The sequence below is a fragment of the Streptomyces sp. NBC_01450 genome, assembly GCF_036227505.1.
Lineage (GTDB): Bacteria > Actinomycetota > Actinomycetes > Streptomycetales > Streptomycetaceae > Streptomyces.
The window spans coordinates 479,704-498,011 of record NZ_CP109480.1; the positions used below are offsets into that span (position 1 = coordinate 479,704).

An 18,308-nucleotide genomic window follows, 5' to 3' on the forward strand; every position below is an offset into this window, starting at 1 on the left:
ACTCGAGCGAAGGCATCGTCCTCCGCCGACAGTATTTTTAAAGCGCTTTAAGTCCATCATCCCCGGGTCACTTCGCCCTTTTCCCGCTGCTCACTTCCGAAAGGCACCCGCATGACCACGTCGAGCAAGCCCATCTCCGTCGCGGTGATCGGAGCCGGCATGGCCGGCCGCAGCCACGCCGCCGGTTACCGCAACGTCAACACGGTCTTCGGTGCCGGCCTGCCGCCGGTCCGGCTGGCCGCGATAGCCGATGCCAACGTCGAGCTCGGCGAGGACGCCGCCCGCCGCTACGGCTTCGAGAGGGCACTCCCGAGCTGGGAGGCTGTCGCCGAGGACCCGACGATCGACGCCGTCAGCATCGTCGTCGGCAACGCACTGCACCGACCGATCGCCGAGGCGCTGGTCGCCGCGGGAAAGCACGTGCTGTGCGAGAAGCCGCTGGCCGGGTCGTTGGAAGACGCCCGCGCCATGGCCGAGTTGGAGCGCTCCGCCGATACCGTGACCGCCGTCGGGTACACCTTCCGCCGCTCCCCCGCCATCGCCGCGATCCGCGAGCATGTCCAGCGTGGCGACCTGGGTGCCCTCACGCTGTTCAGCGGCCGCTACTGGTGCGACTACGCGACCGACCCGAACGGGCCTCTGAGCTGGCGGTTCAAGGGCGGCCCCGGTTCCGGTGCGCTCGGGGACATCGGCTCGCACGTCATCGACACCGCCGAGTACGTCGCGGGGCCCATCGCCACGGTCTCCGGTGCCTCGTTGTCGACGCAGATCCCCAAGCGGCCCCTGCCGCTGGGCGCGGTCGTGGGGCACAACGCGGCTCCCGTCTCCGACGAGTTCGGTGAGGTCGAGAACGAGGACACCGCGTCCTTCACCGCCCGCTTCGAGTCCGGTCTCGTCGGCACCTTCTCGGTGACGCGCACCGGCTTCGGCCTGCCCAACGGGCTGTCCTTCGACGTCCTGGGGCTCGGCGGCCGGGCCGGGTTCGACCAGCACCGGCCCGCCGAGTACCTCTTCGACGACGCCCAGCCCGAGGCCCGTACGCGCGGGGCCCGACAGATCATCGCCGGCCCGCAGCTGCCGTACTTCGCGGGCGGGGTCCCGATGGAGGCGCCGGGTGTGGGCGCCAGCAACGCCGACAACTTCACTTACCAGGCCCGGGCCTTCCTCGACCAGGTCGCGGGCGTCGCCGAACCGCTGCCCGCCTGCGCCACCTTCGCCGACGCGCTGCGCACCATGGAGATCATCCGGGCCGTCGTCGAGTCGTCCCTGGGCGGTGGCGCCGCCGTCACGATTCCGCCCGCTGTCTGACCCCTCCCCGCACGCATCCAAGGAGCACACGCATGGCCCTCAAGCTCGGCGCCTACACCGCCTGTCTGCACGACCGGCCCCTCACCGAGGCCCTCGACATCCTGAAGACCGACGGTCTGACGTCCGTGGAGGTCAACACCGGTGGCTTCATCCCCGCCCCGCACTGCCCGGTGGACCTCCTGCTGTCCTCGGCCACCGCGCGCGACGAGTACCTGGCGACCTTCGCCGACCGGGGGATGGAACTGACCGGCCTCAACTGCAACGGCAACCCACTCAACCCGCTTCCCGGCGTCGGGCCGAAGCACGCCGACGACCTGCGCCGCACCATCCGGCTCGCGGGCCTGCTCGGTGTGAAGCATGTGGTGACCATGTCCGGCACACCGGGCTCCGACCCCGACGCCAAGTACCCGTCGTGGGTCGTGAATCCGTGGGACGGCGTCTACATGGACGTCCTGGACTACCAGTGGGGTGTGGCCGTCGAGTTCTGGAAGGAGATCGACGCGCTGGCGCGGGAGAACGACGTCCGGGTCGCCATCGAGATGCACCCGCACAATCTGGTGTTCTCCCCGGTCACCCTGAAGCGGCTCGTCGACGAGACCGGCGCGACGAACGTGGGCGCGGAGATGGACCCCTCGCACCTGATGTGGCAGGGCATGGACGTCGTCGCGTGCATCAGGTGGCTGGGCCCGCTGGTGTTCCACGCCGCGGCGAAGGACGCGACGCTCTGCCCCGGCGCCGACATCCGTGGCGTACTGGACACGTCGTTCACACGCGTCCCCGCCGATGCGCCCGGCAAGGTGCCCACCGGCTACGGGTTCTGGTGCAACGCCTGGCCCGAGAACCCGGCGTGGAAGTTCGTCGCCGTAGGCATGGGACACGACGTCGCCTACTGGACCGAGTTCCTGCGCGCCCTCGCCGAGATCGACCCGGACATGGCCGTGAACATAGAACACGAGGACGCCGCCTACTCCCAGACCGAGGGGCTGGCCCTGGCCGCCAAGAACCTGCACAGCGCTGCGGCCGCCCTGTAACCCACCCACGCCACGTGGTCCCGTGCCCACCGACCGGGCCCGGGGTCGCGGCGGTATCCGCCCACGAAGGACCGGACGGTACTCGGGCCAGGGTTCGAGGCCCCGGAGTAACACCTGCGTTCTGCCGTCTGCGGCGCACCCGATCAGCCGCGAGCCAGGCTCACGAGAAACTCGGTCTCCACGTCGTTAATGCGGTTGCCGATCCTGGGGACCGCGATGGGGGCTGCGAGGGCCCGGCACCAGCCCAGGAGACGATCGGGAGACAGCCCCGGTACCAGTGCCGACAGCTCTTCGACCCTCCGCTCCAACTCACCCCCCACTCCACCACCCCAGGTCGGCCAACCGCACATTGCCACCGGTGCAACTACCGCGGGTTGACCGCGGTGCCCAGCGGGCTGGTCTTGGGAGGCGGCGTGCTCGGGCCGACGGTCCCTCGGCCCGAGCACCGTTGCTGTGCGGTCCTCGCTCAGGCCTCGTCGGCGGGCACGTCGAAGTCCGCTTCCTCGGGCAGCACCTCCATGTCGATGTCTTTCCGTCCAAGGAGCGCCGCCAGCGCCAGGCCGCGCTCCGGCGGCCAGAACTCGGGCTTCCCGTCGGGGACGGGGTCGTCCCCGGCCTCCAGGAACAGCGCCTCGCCTCCGCCGGGGGTGTAGAAGGCCACCATGTGCGTCTCTTCGTCGGTGATGTTCCGGAACCGGTGCCGTGTGCCCTTGGGCACGAAGACGAAGTCACCGGCGTTCGCCACGAAGGTCTGGTCGCCGTTCAGGAATTCCAGGGCGCCCGAGATGAGGTAGAAGGCCTCGTCAGCACTCTTGTGCACATGCGCTACCGGGCCGTTGCCCGGGGGCACCCAGCAGTCTATGAAGCCCATCGCGCCGTTGGTGGACTCGGCCGTCGCCTTGATTTCGTAGACGTCGCCGGACATCCACTTGACCACGCCCTTCCCGGCGGGGACGTGCAAGACGCACGGACGGTAGTAGTCCGGCGTCTCCGCGTCGCTGATCGGTGGTGCAGAACTCATGTCGTTTCCTTAGAAGGTGATGGATAGCGTTGCGCCGGGCGGGTCGCCGCCTGGAGATCTGGTGGAGGGCGCCGCGGCACCTCTCGCTGTCGAGCTGTGCGTAAGCGGCTGCCAGAGCCTCGTGCCATCGAAGATCGGCCTCAAGGTGTGGCCCACTGTTCGGTGAGCTGCGCCCGGTCGGCCCCGCGGACGACTGACCACGAATTTCCCTGGGGCCCGCGACGGGCAGGGACGGCGCCGGGCTTTAGCCGTCACCGGCGGGGACGTCAGCAACTACGCCCCGTTCGGGGCGGTGATGGGCCCGCATCCGCATCGGGCGGTGGGAAGAGGAACGGCCCGGGATCCACTGCACGCACGTGGCCGCGTTCGCGCTCTTCAACGTCGCCTGTGCGTGGGAGGTCAGCGCACGCCGAGTTGCCGTGCCTGCTGGGTGGCGGTGCGGATGCCGTCGGTGAAGGGTGCGCCGTGACCGGGCAGCAACAGGTCTGCCGTCAGTTCGTCGAGGCGGTCGAGGGCGGTGAGTGCGGCCCGGCTGTCGTGGGTGAAGCAGCGGCTCACGATCGTGGGACCGGTGTGGCCTGACAGTCCGTCCTCGGTGACCAGGGCGTCGCCGGTGAAGAGCAGCCCGCGGTCGGCGAAGAGGTACGCGGCGCTGCCGGGTGTGTGGCCGGGCAGCACGACGGCCTGCGGGACGCCGGGGACATCTTCGAGCACCTGGTCGGCGTCGAAGACCCGGGCATTCTGGACAGCGGGAGCGGTGAAGGCTCCCGCGCGGGCCAGTTGGAGGGGGAGGGCGAGCGAGGAGGGCCGGCGCAGCAGGTAGGGGAGCATCGAACGCTCGGGCTTGGCGTGGCGGGTCGCGCTCCGCGGGCCGTCGTGCAGGATGGCGGCGTCCCGCTCGTGGATCCAGATGACGGCTCCGGCCTCCTGGAGGGTGTGGGCCAGACCGGTGTGGTCGAGGTGACCATGGGTCAGGAGTACGGCGCGGACGTCCGCCAGGGAGCGGCCGAGGCCGGCCAACAGCCCGCGCAACTGCTCCAGATGGGCGGGCACCCCCGCGTCGATCAGGATGAGACCGTCGGGGCCCTCGATCAGGTAGAAGTTGATGCCGTGATCGCCTAGGCGGTGGACGCCGGGCGCCACCTGCGTGGGCGCGGGACGGGACATACGGACCTCCTGCAACCGAGCAGAATTCGATACAGTCGACTGTAGCAAATTTGGAGGGTGCGCCGATGTCAGACGAGACGCCACGCCGGACCTACAACTCCGAGCGCCGGCGCGAGGCCGCGCACCGCAACCGCGCCGCGGTGCTGACGGCATGCCGTGAGCTGCTCTTCCAGGACGGCTACCACGCCACGACCGTGCGTGCCGTGGCCGAGCGGGCGGGTGTCTCCGCCGAAACGGTGTACAAGACGTTCGGTGGCAAACCGGGCATGGTCAAGGCTCTGTGGGACATCACGCTGGCCGGAGACGACGAACCGGTCCCCATGACGGATCGCCCCCAGACGCGAGAGATCCTGCGGACGACGGAGCCGGGCGCCAAGCTCCGGCTCTACGCCGCGTACGTGCGCGGAATCCATGAACGGATCGCCCCACTGTTCACACTGCTGAGCCAGGCCGGGCCGGACGTCGGGGAGGTCCTGGAGATCGGTGAACGGGAGCGGCTCACCGCCGTCACCGCGTTCGTCACCCACCTCGACGAGGCCGGCGCGCTGGGTCCTGAAGCGGATCCGGCCCATCTGGCGGACGCCCTCTGGGCCCTGGCCGGCCCACAGTTGTACACCCAGCTCACAGCAGGACGGGGCTGGTCGACCGACACGTACGAGGAATGGCTGGCCGCCACACTCACCGCCACGCTCTTGCCCCCTTCAGCCCGGAAGCGGTAGGCGCCACCGCATCCACCGCGGCAGGGTGGGGGTTGGGGCGTTCACTGGGCAAGGAGGGATGGAGACACCCGCGCCTCGGCACACCTGCAACAGGACCAACCGCTCACTGATGCGCCTGTTCGGGATCACGGAGCAGACCGCGATGCGCTACGTCGGCGCCGCCCACTCCGAACACGCCACGAAGCCGCCCCGGTAGCCGACGCGCAGATCTCAGTCGGCGGCAACGGGCTCGGGCACGGCCGCGGAGGCGTCGCGGACACCCATCCGCAGGTGCTCGACGTGGTACAGCGCCTGGTCGAGCAGTTCGGCGACGTGGTTGTCGTAGAGGGCGTAGATGATCGAGCGGCCGTGGCGCTCCCCGGTGACCAGCCCGAGGTTGCGCAGCAGGCGCAGCTGATGGGAGCAGGCCGAGGCTTCCATCCCTACGGCCTCCGCGAGGTCACCGACCGCGCAGGGGCCTTCCTGGAGCCGGGCCAGGATGTGCAGCCGCGAGGGGGTGGCGAGAGCCTGCAGGGTGGCGGCGACGTCGGCGGTGCCGACGGCGTCGAGGCGCTCGCGGGTGGTGGCGCTGCCGGCGGTGTCGGTTCCATGGCCCATGGGGACAGCATACCGGTGACACCTGAAGACCTGTTCAGATATTCCTGTATGGTGACGGCGTTGCCCCGTCCGCCCGTGAAGGGTCGTTTTGTCATGCCTTCTGCCCTGGATCAGCGACCCGCGCCGCCCGCCGCCGGGCCGCGCCCGGCGCCGCCGAAGCGGCGCACGCGGGTCCTGGCGCTGCCGGAGGCCCGATGGGCGCTGGCCGCACTGGTGCTGTTCCTGATCGCCCTCCCGCTGGATCTCCTCGGCGCTCCGGCCTGGTTGTGGGTCCCGCCGTACGCCGCCGTCTACATCACAGGCGGCTGGGAGCCGGGTCGGGAGGGCCTGAAGGCCCTGAAGGACAAGATCCTGGACGTGGATCTGCTGATGGTCGTCGCGGCGCTCGGCGCCGCCGCCATCGGCCAGATCCTCGACGGTGCGCTGCTGATCGTCATCTTCGCCACCTCCGGTGCCCTGGAGGCCGTCGCGACCGCGCGGACGGCCGACTCGGTGCGGGGTCTGCTCGACCTCGCGCCGACCACCGCGACCCGACTCCTGCCGGATGGCGGGGAGGAGAGTGTCCCGGCCCACTCCCTGACCGTGGGCGACACGATCCTGGTGCGGCCCGGCGAGCGGGTCGGCGCCGACGGCCAGGTCCTGGAGGGAACCAGTGACGTAGACCAGGCCACCATCACCGGCGAGCCGCTGCCGGTGGCCAAGCAGGTACGGGACGAGGTGTTCGCCGGCACCGTGAACGGCACCGGCGCCCTGCGGGTCCGCGTCGAGCGTGACCCGGAGGACTCGGTGATCGCACGGATCGTGAAGATGGTCGAGGAAGCCTCCGAGACCAAGGCGCCCACCCAGCTGTTCATCGAGAAGATCGAGCAGCGGTATTCGATCGGCATGGTCACCGCCACGCTCGCCGTCTTCGCGATCCCGCTCGCCTTCGGCTCCGACCTGCAGCCCGCTCTGCTCCGGGCGATGACGTTCATGATTGTCGCCTCCCCGTGCGCGGTGGTGCTGTCCACGATGCCGCCGCTGCTGTCCGCCATCGCCAACGCGGGCCGCCACGGCGTGCTGGCGAAGTCGGCCGTCGTGATGGAGCGGCTGGGGCAGGTCGACGCCGTGGCGCTCGACAAGACCGGCACCCTCACCGAGGGCACCCCGCGCGTCACCGACATCCGCCCCGCGCCCGCTTCGGGTCTGGACGAAGACGGGCTGCTGGCGCTGGCGGCGGCGGCCGAGCACCCCAGCGAGCACCCCCTGGCCCGTGCCGTCGTCCAGGCCGCCCGCGAACGCGGCCTCACCCTCGCCGCGGCCACCGACTTCACCTCAGCCCCTGGCGCCGGCGTCACCGCCACGATCGGCGGCCGCACCGTCCAGGTCGGCTCCCCGACCCGCCTCACCTCCACGGGCGGCCAGGAGAGCGGCGGCGCGGTGCGGACGCTCGAAGACGAGGGCCACACCGCAGTCCTCGTCCTGCGCGACGGCACGCAGGTCGGGGTGCTGGGCATCGCCGACCGGCTCCGCCCCGACGCGAAGACGACGGTGGCCGCGCTCACCGAACTCACCGGCCGGGCCCCGGTTCTGCTGACCGGCGACAACGAGCGCGCAGCCCACCGTCTGGCCGCCGAGGTCGGCATCACCGACGTCCGCGCCGGGCTGCTCCCGCAGGACAAGGTGACCGCCGTCCAGGCATGGGAGGCCGAAGGCCGCCGGGTGCTGGTGGTCGGCGACGGCGTCAACGACGCCCCGGCCCTGGCCGCCGCGCACACCGGCATCGCGATGGGAAAGGCAGGCTCCGATCTCGCGCTGGAGACCGCCGATGCCGTCGTCGTCCGCGACGAACTCGCCACCATCCCCGCGATCGTGACCCTCTCCCTCAGGGCCCGCCGCCTCGTCGTGCAGAACCTGGTCATCGCCGGGATCTTCATCACCGCGCTGGTGGCCTGGGACCTGATGGCCACCCTCCCGCTCCCGCTCGGCGTCGCCGGCCACGAAGGCTCCACCGTCATCGTCGGCCTCAACGGCCTGCGCCTCCTGCGCGAACACGCCTGGACCAACCCCCTCGGCAAGGACACCACGTGAGCGAGCGCACCCGCCGCAGCCGCACGGCCGCCCCGACAGGGGCGGCCGGTGACCGAGCACCGCCGACGAACCGGACGCCCTCTGACGGCTGACTCTCGCTCGCACTCGTTGAGGAGCTCTTGGAGCTCGTATACGTGAGGCCGATACCGGTCCGCCCCGCCCCGTCCTTGACGCTCTCCACGACGCGCACGCCCGGGAACTTGGCCACGGCACGGTAGAGCGCGGCGCTGAGGTCGGGCAGCAGGGTGGACTCGTCGAGTACGACTCCGATGTTCTCGAACACCGGCGCGAAGAAGGCCGCGAAAGCCACCGCGCCGAGGGCGGCCGCGGTCGGCCCGCCGCCCTGTCGGATGACGAGCGGCGCGCCGGGCGGCTCCGGGACAGTCTCAAGACGACCACCCCGCCTGAACTGCGGCCCCGTCTGGAGCCACCTGGTCCCGGCGTTCACGCGAGTGCGGGCTTGCGGGCCAGTTCGTAGGCGAAGCTGACTGTGTCGGTGAGGCGGTCGTTGGCCGTGTGGCGGCCGAGTTCGGCGGTGAGGTCGGCGTCGAAGGCGTCGGCGCGGTCCGCGAGCACCTGCGGCGGCAGGAACGATGTCGACCGGATGTGCCCGGCGAGTTCGCGGATCGTCCAGCGGTGCTCGACCGAGAACTCGTGGCGTCCCCCAGGCTCGAACCCCGCACGGGACAACACATCGTGGTCGGGGTCGCGCTGCCTTGGCTGGTCCCAGCCTGGCGGAACGCGTCCGGCCGCGCCAAGGGCGTTCCGCCATGTGCGCAGCGTGCTGTCGAGTGTCCGCTGCCAGTCCTGGGGGCCTGCCCACGGGGAGGTCGACCAGCACAGTGCGAGGCAGCCGCCGGGCTTGAGCCAGGTGTAGGCGCGCTCGGCGATCAGGGTGCGGTGGAGCCGGTGGAAGGCGTTGCCGATGACGATGAGCTCGAAGCCGTCCGGCTCTGCGGGCAGATCCTCGGCGCGGACGGTGATCGTATGGATGTGGGCCGCGGCGACGGTGCTCGCCTTCGCGCGGACCGCCTCGGTCATGTCGGGTTCGGCGTCCACGCACCATACGTCCGCGAACCGGCCGCGCAGCGGGAAGGCGAGTTGGCCGGTACCGCATGCCAGATCGAGCAGACGCCCGCGGCCCGACGGGGCCGCCCGGCGTAGGAGGTCGGCGATCAACGCGTCGGGGTAGGCAAGCCGGAACCGGTCGTAGTATCCGGCGGTGCCACGGTACAGATCGGGTTCGAACCTCATCGTCTCACCGGACGGCCCGGCCGTCAGTAGCCGAAGCTCGTCGTGTAGGCGCACTCGGTGTAGATGTAGCCGGACCTCAGCTTGGCCGTGTCCGAGGCAGGGGACTTTCCGGTTCCGCTCCGGGCCTTGTGGACGAAGTACGTGGTACCGGTGGGAAGTTGGATGGTCCGCTGCGGGTAGTTCTTCCCATTGTCGTGACACGGCGTGAAGCCCGGCACCAGTGTGCTGGAGAGGGAGTAGGAAGTGCAGCTTCCGCATGCCTTGAGAGGGAAGCTTCCCGTCACGGGTCCCGTGTACATCACGGTGATGTCGTCGGGGCTGTCGTTCTTGACGGTGACGGAGATGCTGCCGCCGGATGCCGTTGTAGGCAGTCTCTTGCCCGCGGCGGGCACTGTCTGGGCGATTTCCGCCGCGATGGCGATCTTCTGGGCGCGGGCCCGGTTCTTGTGGTGCGGGTTGTTCTTGACGAAGTCGTCCATGGTGGTGATGGCCTCGTCGAAGTTCCCGTCCTTGTACTGGTCCACACCGCAGGCGTACGTACCCGAGTCCGCGGTCGTGTTGGCCCTGTCGGCGTCTTTGTCGAGGGCCGCGGCCACGCCCGCCTGTTCTCCCGGCAGCGCGGCGACCTGGGTGCCGAGGCTGTCGAGGCGCTGGACGGCCGCGCAGGGGTCGCCGCCATCCACCTGACGCACGGCCTTGTCGACCTCCGCTTTGACCGCCGGTTCCACCTTCGCGGCCGACGCGGACCGCGGGAAGGTCGACAGGAGGTCGCTGAAGTGCGTGGTCCAGTCCGCCTCGCCGCCGCTCAGAGACTGCGACGCACACTCATAGAGTGAGGTCGCCAGCCGGTCGTCGGGCCAGGTGGACAGTGCTCCGAGCGCCTGCTTGCCCATGGTCCTCGGTACGGTGCGGAGGTACTTCAAGGGCGCTATCGCGTCGCAGTAGTTCTTCCGAGCGTAGGACGAACCGACGGTGGCGTAGTACGTCTTGAGGCGGTCGGGGACGCGGGCGGCCGCGCGCGAGCCGGGGTGGTCGTTGCGCAGGCCCTGGTAGACGGCCAGTGACCGGCGGTAATCGGCCTGCGCCGTCGCGAACGGCTGCTTCCCGGCGGTCTGGACAAGCTTGTCCGCCCGCTCCAGCCGATCGATGAGCATCGCCTCGGTGGCCTCGTCACGCGCGCCGTCGTACAGAACGACGCCTCCGGCCGGCACGGCCAGCAGTACGACACCGAGCGCGCCCGCGACCCAGGCGCGCGGCGGCCACACCAGACGGGTCCGCAGACCCACGACCGCACCGTGGACGGCCGCGAGACCAAGAAAGATCAGGTAGGTGACGACGGCTCCACCGGGGACACCGTCCGGGTCCGCGGGCAGGGCGACGAAGAGCAGAATCGCGGTCGCGACCCAGCACAGCGCCATCAGTCCCCACCGGCGCACCAGCGCATAACCCAGGCCCAGTCCACAGAGGTTCAGCAGTGCCACCGCGGCCGCTCGCAGCCCATCAGCGGGAGCGCGCGGCGGCGCGCTCGGCATCGGCGGTACGACGAATCCGGCGCGCAGGCCGTTGTTGTCCCAGGACATGACGGCTCCCCCAGTCAATCACGCCCGAAGTTCTATGACTTGTCAGGGTACGTTCAATCGTTCGATCGCGACAGAGGGTGCGCGGCACTCCTGGCGACAGACCCGATATCCGGTCGCCACCCCAATAATTACTAACATTTGGTTTATCAGCCTAGGCTGATAAACCTATCGTAAGTAATTATGCAGGTGGATGCAGAAGCAGGTCCCGATCACATCCGCGGTCCCGGCGACACCACCCGGCTCGCCGCCGGCCTTCGCCTCGCCGTCGGTCGCATGACCCGGCGACTGCGCCAGGCCCACGCCGTGGGGGACGTGTCGCTCTCCGGTGTCTCCGTGCTCGCGCGGCTCGCCGCCGACGGCCCCAGCTCGCCGGGATCCCTCGCCGACCTGGAACGCGTACGGCCACAGGCGATGGCCAGCACGCTCGCCGTGCTCGAACAGCGCGGGCTCGTCGGCCGTGGCTCCGACGCGGCGGACCGGCGACGGATCATCGTGGCGATCACCGAGGAGGGACGGACCATGCTGGCGGAGCGGCGCTCCGAGTCCGTACACCGGCTCTCGGCCGTCCTCGACGAGTTCACCACGGAGGAGCGAGAGACACTCGCGTCGGCCCTGCCCCTCCTCGACCGACTGGCGGAACGACTGTGAACGCGCGCACCCCCGGTGCCGGCGACCGACACCCGGGCCAGCCGCGAGGAGGCGGAGCATCGGCCCCGCGTGCTCCGCGCGCCACGCGCCGGAAGGACTCACCCCCGGGCCCCGGCTACAAGTGGGTCGCTCTGTCCAACACCACGCTCGGGGTACTGATCGCCACGATGGACGCCTCCATCGTGATCATCTCGCTGCCCGCGATCTTCCGCGGGATCGGGCTCGACCCGCTCGCGCCCGGCAACATCGGCTATCTGCTCTGGATGATCCTGGGCTATCTCCTGGTGTCGGCCGTACTCGTCGTCGTGCTCGGCCGGCTCGGCGACATGTACGGCCGGGTCAAGATCTACAACCTCGGCTTCCTCATCTTCGCCTGTGCCTCCGTCGCGCTGTCCCTCGACCCGTTCCGGGCCGGCGCCGGCGCGATGTGGCTGATTCTCTGGCGCATCGTGCAGGCCTTCGGCGGTTCCATGCTCACCGCCAACTCGGCCGCGATACTCACCGACGCCTTCCCTGCCCGGCAGCGCGGAATGGCCCTCGGTATCAACCAGATCACCGCGCTCGCCGGCCAGTTCCTCGGACTCCTCGCCGGCGGCCTGCTCGCCGTCGTCGACTGGCGCGCGGTCTTCTGGGTGAGCGTGCCGATCAGCATCACCGGCACGATCTGGTCGTACCTGAGCCTGCGCGAGACCTCGGCGGGCCGCCCCGGCCGCATCGACTGGCTGGGCAACATCACCTTCGCCGCGGGCGCCGGAATCCTGCTGGCCGGCATCACCTACGGCATCCAGCCCTACGGCTCCCACGCCACCGGCTGGGGCAATCCGTGGGTGCTCACCGGCCTGATCGGCGGCGTCGTACTGCTGCTGCTCTTCTGCTACGTCGAGTCGCGCGTCGCCGACCCCATGTTCACCCTGTCCCTGTTCAAGGTGCGGGCGTTCGCCGCCGGCAACCTGGCCGCGCTGCTGACCGCGATCGCACGCGGCGGGCTACAGTTCATGCTCATCATCTGGCTGCAGGGCATCTGGCTGCCCCTGCACGGCTACGCGTACGAGGACACCCCGTTGTGGGCGGGCATCTTCATGCTGCCGCTGACGCTGGGCTTCCTGATCGCGGGGCCCGTCTCCGGCTACCTGTCGGACCGGTTCGGCGCCCGGATGTTCTCCACGGTCGGCCTGGTCGTCGTCGCGGGTTCCTTCCTCGGACTGCTCGCACTGCCCATCAACTTCGACTACGGGCTCTTCGCCGCGCTGCTCCTCCTCAACGGGCTGGGCCAGGGCATGTTCTCCGCGCCGAACACGTCCTCGATCATGGGCAGTGTGCCGCCGGAGTACCGGGGCGTCGCCTCGGGCATGCGCTCCACGTTCCAGAACTCGGGCACCGCCCTGTCGATCGGCGTGTTCTTCTCCCTGATGGTCTCCGGGCTGGCTTCATCGCTGCCCAGGGCGCTCAGCGGCGGACTCCAGGCCCACGGCGTACCGGCCGGCGCGGCCGAGCACGCGGCATCGCTGCCTCCGGTGAGCACGCTGTTCGCCACGTTCCTGGGCAACAACCCCATCGAGCACCTGCTCGCGTCCGACGGAGCCCTCAACCACCTCTCCGCGACCCAGCGCGCCACCCTGACCGGTCACACGTTCTTCCCGAATCTGGTCTCCGGCCCGTTCCACCACGGACTGGCCATCGTCTTCGGCGTCGCCGCGGGCATGGCGCTGGTCTCCGCGGTCGCCTCGGCCCTGCGCGGCGGGCGGCGTCCCGCTCAGGACAACCCTCCGCAGAGCCGACCGCCCGCCCCGGCCGACCCGCCGCAGGCAGCACAGCGCCGGGACAACGCACCCTCGTAACCGGGCGAAGCCGCTGGTGTGAGCCAGGGACAGTGCGGTACCGGTCCATCCTCCGTGTTCGAGGAGGCGGGCCGACAACGGTCCCCGACTCCTTCTACGCGATCTCCAGGCTGAGTTGGGAGCCCAGTTCCTCGAACCCCAATACGGCGGCGACACGCCGGGAGGCAGGGGGCCGCGCACGCCACTGCGGCAGGAGGCCGGCAGCGAGGGCATGCGCGACCGCCGCCGAGCCCGTCACCCGTGCCAGTCCTCGCCCTCGCGCTTGTGGCGCCGTCAGTACGCCGATCTGGGCGGCCCGGCCCGGCCAGGCCCGATACCCCGCAGCGGCAACCACCTGACCGTGTTCCCGGACCACGAACACGGGGGACGTGATCTCGTCCAGGGCGGCCTCACCAGCGTCCTCATGACCCGCCACCTGTTCCAGGAGCCGCAGCTCCAGGTCGCCGGAGGGCAGTTGCTCCACTGTCAACGCACCGGCTTCCACCGAGCGGAAACCCTCCGGAGACGCGTATGCCAGTGTCGCCGGCCCAAGCACCCGAGCCACAGGCAGCACCTCCCGGACCACAACGCCGTCCACGACGTCTTCCACCGGCAGACTCGCCAGCGCGTCGCGAACGATCACGGCGGCACTCTGGCTCGGCACGGTCACGATCGCCGATCCGCTCAGAGCCACCACCCCGACCCAGCCGAGCGGGCACAGCGCGGACTCCGGGGAGACGACCACGCGCACACCACCCGTCGGCGCGAACGACACCGGCACTCCGGCCAGCCCCTCCCACAGCCCACGGGCTCTGACCAGCAGCACTTCCCTCGGCATGGCCCCATCCTGCCAGCGTGCCCCAGCTCACACGCCGCCCGGCCCCAACTGCGGAACAACCCGGGACTGTTGCCCGTTGACCAGTACGTGGCTGCGGAGGGGACAGTGTCCCCGGGCCTCACCTACAGCCCATGGGGACGATCGTCCGGCTGAAGCCCCATGGAGCCTTCCGCCGAGAGGCGACCGCCCTCCGCACGCCACCACCTACGGCCCGGCTGGCCTCCCCCGTCCAGCCGGGCTTTCATCTGTACACGCAGGCCGTCGGCCGGTGACGTCCGCCGTCTTGACCCGACGGCTCCACCGCTCCAGTCCTGCCATGTCTACGACAGTTCAACTCTCTGACTTTCGTTCGGGATACCGAATCACTTGGCGGGGTGGACGACATGGCGATGAAGGAACAGCGGCTCTACGACGATCACGAGCCGCGACGATCTCGCGCACGTGCTCGTCGAAGTGGCCGACAGGCATGGCCGTCTCGTCCCTGACGCGGCGCTCGGAGTGACGTTCCAGGTCGACGGCGCGGATGAGCTCGCCACCGTGGGCAACGGCAACCCGCACAACGTCAACGGCTTCGGACGACCACGCCGCGACACCTGGCACGGGCAGGCACTCGCGATCCTCCGGCCGGCGAAGAGTCCGGGCCGCGTCACACTCACCGCAAGCGCACCCGGACTGCGTCCGGCGGCAATGACACTGACGGTCGGTCAGGAGCGGACCATGGACCCCTGTGGCCGGAGGTCAGCCGGGGACAAGCCGGTCCCCCGGCTGATCAGGTCGTCACGGCGACAAAAAACGAGCCCCTTCCGGAGTACCGGAAGGGGCTCTGCGGAGCGCCGGGCAGGCCTTGCACCTGCATTTCCCCGCAGGAAGCGGGGCGTCTTTCCTTGGACCACCAACGCCAGGCTCGCCGCCGTTCGTTCGGGCGGGAAGCTCACGGTTAATCATAGCAGCAGCCACGGCCGGGGAGTTGAGGGCTTCCCCCCCTTCGTTGTGTCACCGCCCTGTCCCCGAATCCCGCGAAATTGTCCTTGATCGGTAACGGACGCATCCAACGGCGTCCCTCTTCCGTCCTCATGGGTGCACGAGATGTACAAGGACGGCGAGGAGTGGGGCGGACATGGCACGGCATGGCGGACGGGGTTGGCACAGGCGGGTGCTCGCGGCGGCGGTCGGCGTGACGGCGGCGGCTGCCGCCACCTCCATATGGACCGCCCAGGCCAATCCCGTCGCGGGGCAGCACAGTTCGGCCCACGCCGGCACGTCGAACACCGGGGCCAAGGCTCCCGGCGGGAAGCCGGTGTCGGTGGACATCGCCCACGCCTCGGACCGAGGGGCCCGGGGTGTCAACATCACCATCGACGACGGACCGGACCCCACCTGGACACCCCAAGTCCTGCAGGTGCTGCGGGACAACGGCGTCAAAGCCACTTTCTGCATGGTCGGCACCCAGGCCCAGGCCCACCCCGACCTGGTCAAGGCGGTGGTGGCCGCCGGGCACCGGCTGTGTGACCACACCGTCTCGCACGACACCACCATGGACACCAAATCCCAGGCCTACCAGTCCCAGCAGATCCTGGACGCCGCACGCATGATCACCCAGGCCTCCGGAGGCGTCCGCCCGCTGTACTACCGCGCCCCCGGCGGCGCCTTCACCCCCTACAGCCGCCACCTCGCCGCCGCGCAGGGCATGCGGCCACTGGGCTGGAACGTCGACTCCAAGGACTTCGAACGCCCCGGCACCAACTCCATCATCACCACCGTCAAGAGTGAGATCTCCAACGGCCCGACCGTCCTCTTCCACGACGCCGGCGGAGACCGCTCCCAGACCGTGGCCGCCCTGCGCGAAGTCCTGCCCTGGCTGAAGCAGCAGGGATACACCTTCGGTTTTCCCGTGCGCTGAGTACCCGTCACTCGTCCCGTTACCTGGTGAGTCCGGCCTCGTCGCAGGCAGGCCGGAGCTCGGGGGTGCAGATCTCGTCGACGGTGTACATCCCGTCCTTCAGCAGTGTCGGGTTGATGTCGTCCACCGTCACCGCACTCGGAGTGAGCAGGACGGAGGGGATGCGCCTGGTGGTGGGGCTGTCGGCCGTGGTCGTGGCGACCTCGCGGAGATCCCCTCCGCGCCCCAGGGCGACGGCCATGGCGGCAGCCGCGTCGGCCTCCGCCTTGAAGGACTTGTACACCGTCATGTACTGCTCGCCCCTGACGATGCGCTGCACGGCGTCGAGGTCGGCGTCCTGGCCGGTGACGGGAGGAAGCTCCTTGACGCCGGCACTCTTGAGAGCCGAGATGACGCCTGCGGCTATGGCGTCGTTGGCCGCCAGGACGCCGTCGATACGGTCCGGGCCGAGGGCCGCCATCGCGGTGGACATGTTGGCGTGAGCGCTGTCCGTACTCCAGCCCTGGGTGTCGTACGACCTGCCGATCTTCACCTTGCCGGAGACGACGGACAGTGCGCCGCCCCGGTACAGGGCCGCGTTGGGGCTGGTCGGATCGCCGTTCATCATGACGACGTTTCCGCCGTTCGCCTTGTCGCCCATGGCCTTCAGGAGCGCCTCGCCCTGGAGCCTGCCGACCTGCGCACCGTCGAAACTGACGTACCCCGAGATCGGGCCTTCGGCGAGCCGGTCGTAGGCGATGACGGGGACCCCCGCCTCGCGCGCCTCCTGGATCGAGGAGCGCAGCGCCCTGGCGTCGGTCGCGTCGAGGATCAGAACCCTGACCCCTTTGGTGACCATGGAGCTCATCTGTTGCCGCTGCCTCATCGCGTCGTTCTGGGCGTTGGCGTACTCCATGGTGCAGTGGGGACACAGCTGCTTCAGCCGCTTCTCGATCAGCGGCCTGTCGGACCGCTCCCAGCGGGGGACGGTTCGGCTCGGGAGCAGCAGGCCGACGGTGAAGCCGTCCGTGCCCTTCTCCTCTTCCTCTTCGCAGGCGGCGAGGGACGTCGTCATGAATCCTGCGACGAGCGCCGCGATGACATGCCAAGTACGGGTCCTCATGGCAGACCCCCTCGTTCGGTCCGGGGCCCCGAGTCCGCGGGAACCCGCTCGCCCCGCGGCACGACGGTCTCGCTCCACACCTGCTTGGCGGGGGCACGCGGCGAGCAGTCGCTCACGCAGACGCGTACCCGGTCCCCGCGCAGCACCAGGTCGACGCGGAGCCGGTTGGTGTGCGAGACGACCACGTCGGGAGGGGGGCCCTCCACGGCGTACGCACTGATCGCGGTACGCATCTGGCCCATGATCGTCGCGGCTCCGGCGCTGTGTCCTTGCACGTCGCCGATGACCAGCGCCACCCGGTCCTCGGAGAGGGCGATGACGTCGTACCAGTCACCGCCCACCTGCAACCCCCGCTCGGCGGGCAGATAGCGGGCGACGGCCGTCCCTCCGGGCAGCTCGGGCAGGCGCCGGGGCAGCAGACTGCGCCGCAGCATCGTCGCGAGCTCCTGCTCCGCGTCGTGCGCACGCGCACGCTTGAGGGCCTGCCCCACCAGCACCGCGGTGGCGGTCAGCAGGAACCGCTCCAAGAGTGTCTCGTCCGCCTCGATCCGGCCGGTGTCCGGCGTCAGGACGAACGAGCCGACGCGCAGACGCTGCGGTGTCGGGCCGAGCGGCGACGACGGAGCGGGCAGGCCGGTCCCCGCCCGGAGCACGTCGACGACCGCGTCGGCGTACCGCTCCAGGAAGCGGCGTTGCTCGGCCTCGAAGCCGTCCATGGAAGGGCCCACGACGACGAGGCAGCCCAGTCGCCCGCCCTCCGCCGCGAGTGGCAGCGCGGCGAGCGACGTCTCCGCACGCGGGGGCGTGGGCCCGCCCTCGAAGTAGTCGGTGAGTGCCGCGGGATTCAGCCACAGGGGCCGGCCGGTGCGGAAGGCGTGCGTCGCGGGTGAGTCACCGGACAGAGGCAGGCGCACATAGACCGCTGTCAGCGCCACTCCCGCGAACGTCAGAGTCCGCTCACTCGTCACCGCCTCCGGCATCGGGGGCGGTGAACCGGTGTCCGCGACGTCGGCCTCGCATGCCGGTGGCTCCGAGACCCCGGCCTGGGCACGGCCGTCATGAGGCATGTCCGCGACCTACCTCCCGTCGATGCGTCAGGTGCCGACGGACGGAAACCAGGCACCCGCACAACAGAATCGTATATGTGCATCAATCAGACATATCCCCGTCGTGGTAAGACCACTCGCTCCTGAGAGCGGTCACCCGACGCGAGAGGGCGTTCCGGGGCCTCGGTATGTCGCATTCGGGGCCCGGCG

16 protein-coding genes and 2 pseudogenes are annotated in these 18,308 nt (G+C 70.1%); 9 read left to right on the top strand and 9 right to left on the bottom strand.

The genetic code is table 11. The annotated features are described in order from the left end of the window. Positions 1-111: 111 nt before the first annotated feature. Complete coding sequence (locus OG568_RS02255; protein WP_329530035.1) at positions 112-1,308, top strand: Gfo/Idh/MocA family protein; 1,197 nt, start codon at positions 112-114, stop codon at positions 1,306-1,308. 32 nt (positions 1,309-1,340) lie between these two features. Then, entirely contained in the window at positions 1,341-2,339 is a 999-nt protein-coding gene (locus OG568_RS02260; RefSeq protein WP_266424003.1) for a sugar phosphate isomerase/epimerase family protein, read from the top strand. A gap of 466 nt (positions 2,340-2,805) precedes the next feature. Here the strand turns inward: OG568_RS02260 and OG568_RS02265 are convergent, their stop codons facing one another. Beyond that, a complete protein-coding gene (locus tag OG568_RS02265; protein WP_329530036.1) occupies positions 2,806-3,360 on the bottom strand; it encodes a cupin domain-containing protein in 555 nt (184 codons plus the stop codon). 399 nt (positions 3,361-3,759) lie between these two features. Continuing rightward, positions 3,760-4,527, bottom strand: a complete 768-nt coding sequence (locus OG568_RS02270; RefSeq protein WP_329530037.1) for an MBL fold metallo-hydrolase — start codon at positions 4,525-4,527, stop codon at positions 3,760-3,762. 65 nt (positions 4,528-4,592) lie between these two features. Between OG568_RS02270 and OG568_RS02275 the strand changes: the two genes are divergently transcribed. Continuing rightward, on the top strand, positions 4,593-5,246 hold the full coding sequence (locus tag OG568_RS02275; RefSeq protein ID WP_266424015.1) for a TetR/AcrR family transcriptional regulator: 654 nt from the start codon (positions 4,593-4,595) through the stop codon (positions 5,244-5,246). Positions 5,247-5,304: 58 nt separating this feature from the next. Next, positions 5,305-5,442, top strand: a complete 138-nt coding sequence (locus tag OG568_RS02280; protein WP_329530038.1) for a hypothetical protein — start codon at positions 5,305-5,307, stop codon at positions 5,440-5,442. Positions 5,443-5,456: 14 nt separating this feature from the next. On the opposite strand, the gene OG568_RS02285 is transcribed toward OG568_RS02280, so the two are convergent. Further along, complete coding sequence (locus OG568_RS02285; RefSeq protein WP_329530039.1) at positions 5,457-5,843, bottom strand: ArsR/SmtB family transcription factor; 387 nt, start codon at positions 5,841-5,843, stop codon at positions 5,457-5,459. A 93-nt stretch (positions 5,844-5,936) separates the two neighbouring features. Here OG568_RS02285 and OG568_RS02290 point away from each other — a divergent pair, with 93 nt between their 5' ends. Beyond that, entirely contained in the window at positions 5,937-7,913 is a 1,977-nt protein-coding gene (locus tag OG568_RS02290) for a heavy metal translocating P-type ATPase (RefSeq protein WP_329530040.1), read from the top strand. Between the two features lie 444 nt (positions 7,914-8,357). Here OG568_RS02290 and OG568_RS02295 read toward each other — a convergent pair whose 3' ends face one another. After that, on the bottom strand, positions 8,358-9,167 hold the full coding sequence (locus tag OG568_RS02295; protein ID WP_329530041.1) for a class I SAM-dependent methyltransferase: 810 nt from the start codon (positions 9,165-9,167) through the stop codon (positions 8,358-8,360). Between the two features lie 23 nt (positions 9,168-9,190). After that, entirely contained in the window at positions 9,191-10,747 is a 1,557-nt protein-coding gene (locus OG568_RS02300) for a hypothetical protein (RefSeq protein WP_329530042.1), read from the bottom strand. Positions 10,748-10,927: 180 nt separating this feature from the next. Between OG568_RS02300 and OG568_RS02305 the strand changes: the two genes are divergently transcribed. Next, complete coding sequence (locus OG568_RS02305; protein ID WP_329530043.1) at positions 10,928-11,395, top strand: MarR family winged helix-turn-helix transcriptional regulator; 468 nt, start codon at positions 10,928-10,930, stop codon at positions 11,393-11,395. Further along, positions 11,392-13,233: an MFS transporter gene (locus OG568_RS02310; RefSeq protein ID WP_443077522.1), complete on the top strand. Its 1,842-nt coding sequence runs from the start codon at positions 11,392-11,394 to the stop codon at positions 13,231-13,233. Before OG568_RS02305 ends, OG568_RS02310 begins: the two co-directional genes overlap by 4 nt. 94 nt (positions 13,234-13,327) lie before the next feature. On the opposite strand, the gene OG568_RS02315 is transcribed toward OG568_RS02310, so the two are convergent. Continuing rightward, positions 13,328-14,050 carry a GNAT family N-acetyltransferase gene (locus OG568_RS02315; protein ID WP_329530044.1) on the bottom strand — a complete coding sequence of 241 codons (723 nt, stop codon included), beginning with the start codon at positions 14,048-14,050 and terminating at the stop codon, positions 13,328-13,330. Positions 14,051-14,464: 414 nt separating this feature from the next. On the opposite strand from OG568_RS02315, the gene OG568_RS61205 reads away from it, so the two are divergent. Next, entirely contained in the window at positions 14,465-15,082 is a 618-nt protein-coding gene (locus tag OG568_RS61205) for a hypothetical protein (RefSeq protein ID WP_443077843.1), read from the top strand. An 85-nt stretch (positions 15,083-15,167) separates the two neighbouring features. After that, positions 15,168-15,950 (top strand): polysaccharide deacetylase family protein, encoded by a 783-nt coding sequence (locus OG568_RS02320; RefSeq protein WP_329530045.1) that lies wholly within the window; start codon positions 15,168-15,170, stop codon positions 15,948-15,950. A gap of 19 nt (positions 15,951-15,969) precedes the next feature. Here OG568_RS02320 and OG568_RS02325 read toward each other — a convergent pair whose 3' ends face one another. From OG568_RS02325 to OG568_RS61215, 3 genes and pseudogenes are all read right to left on the bottom strand, one after another. After that, positions 15,970-17,052, bottom strand: a complete 1,083-nt coding sequence (locus OG568_RS02325) for a sugar ABC transporter substrate-binding protein (protein WP_329530046.1) — start codon at positions 17,050-17,052, stop codon at positions 15,970-15,972. Positions 17,053-17,198: 146 nt separating this feature from the next. Next, a pseudogene (locus tag OG568_RS61210) lies at positions 17,199-17,576 on the bottom strand (PP2C family protein-serine/threonine phosphatase); the annotation flags it as partial. 186 nt (positions 17,577-17,762) lie between these two features. Continuing rightward, positions 17,763-18,119 (bottom strand): annotated as a pseudogene (locus OG568_RS61215) (SpoIIE family protein phosphatase); the annotation flags it as partial. Positions 18,120-18,308 lie beyond the last annotated feature (189 nt).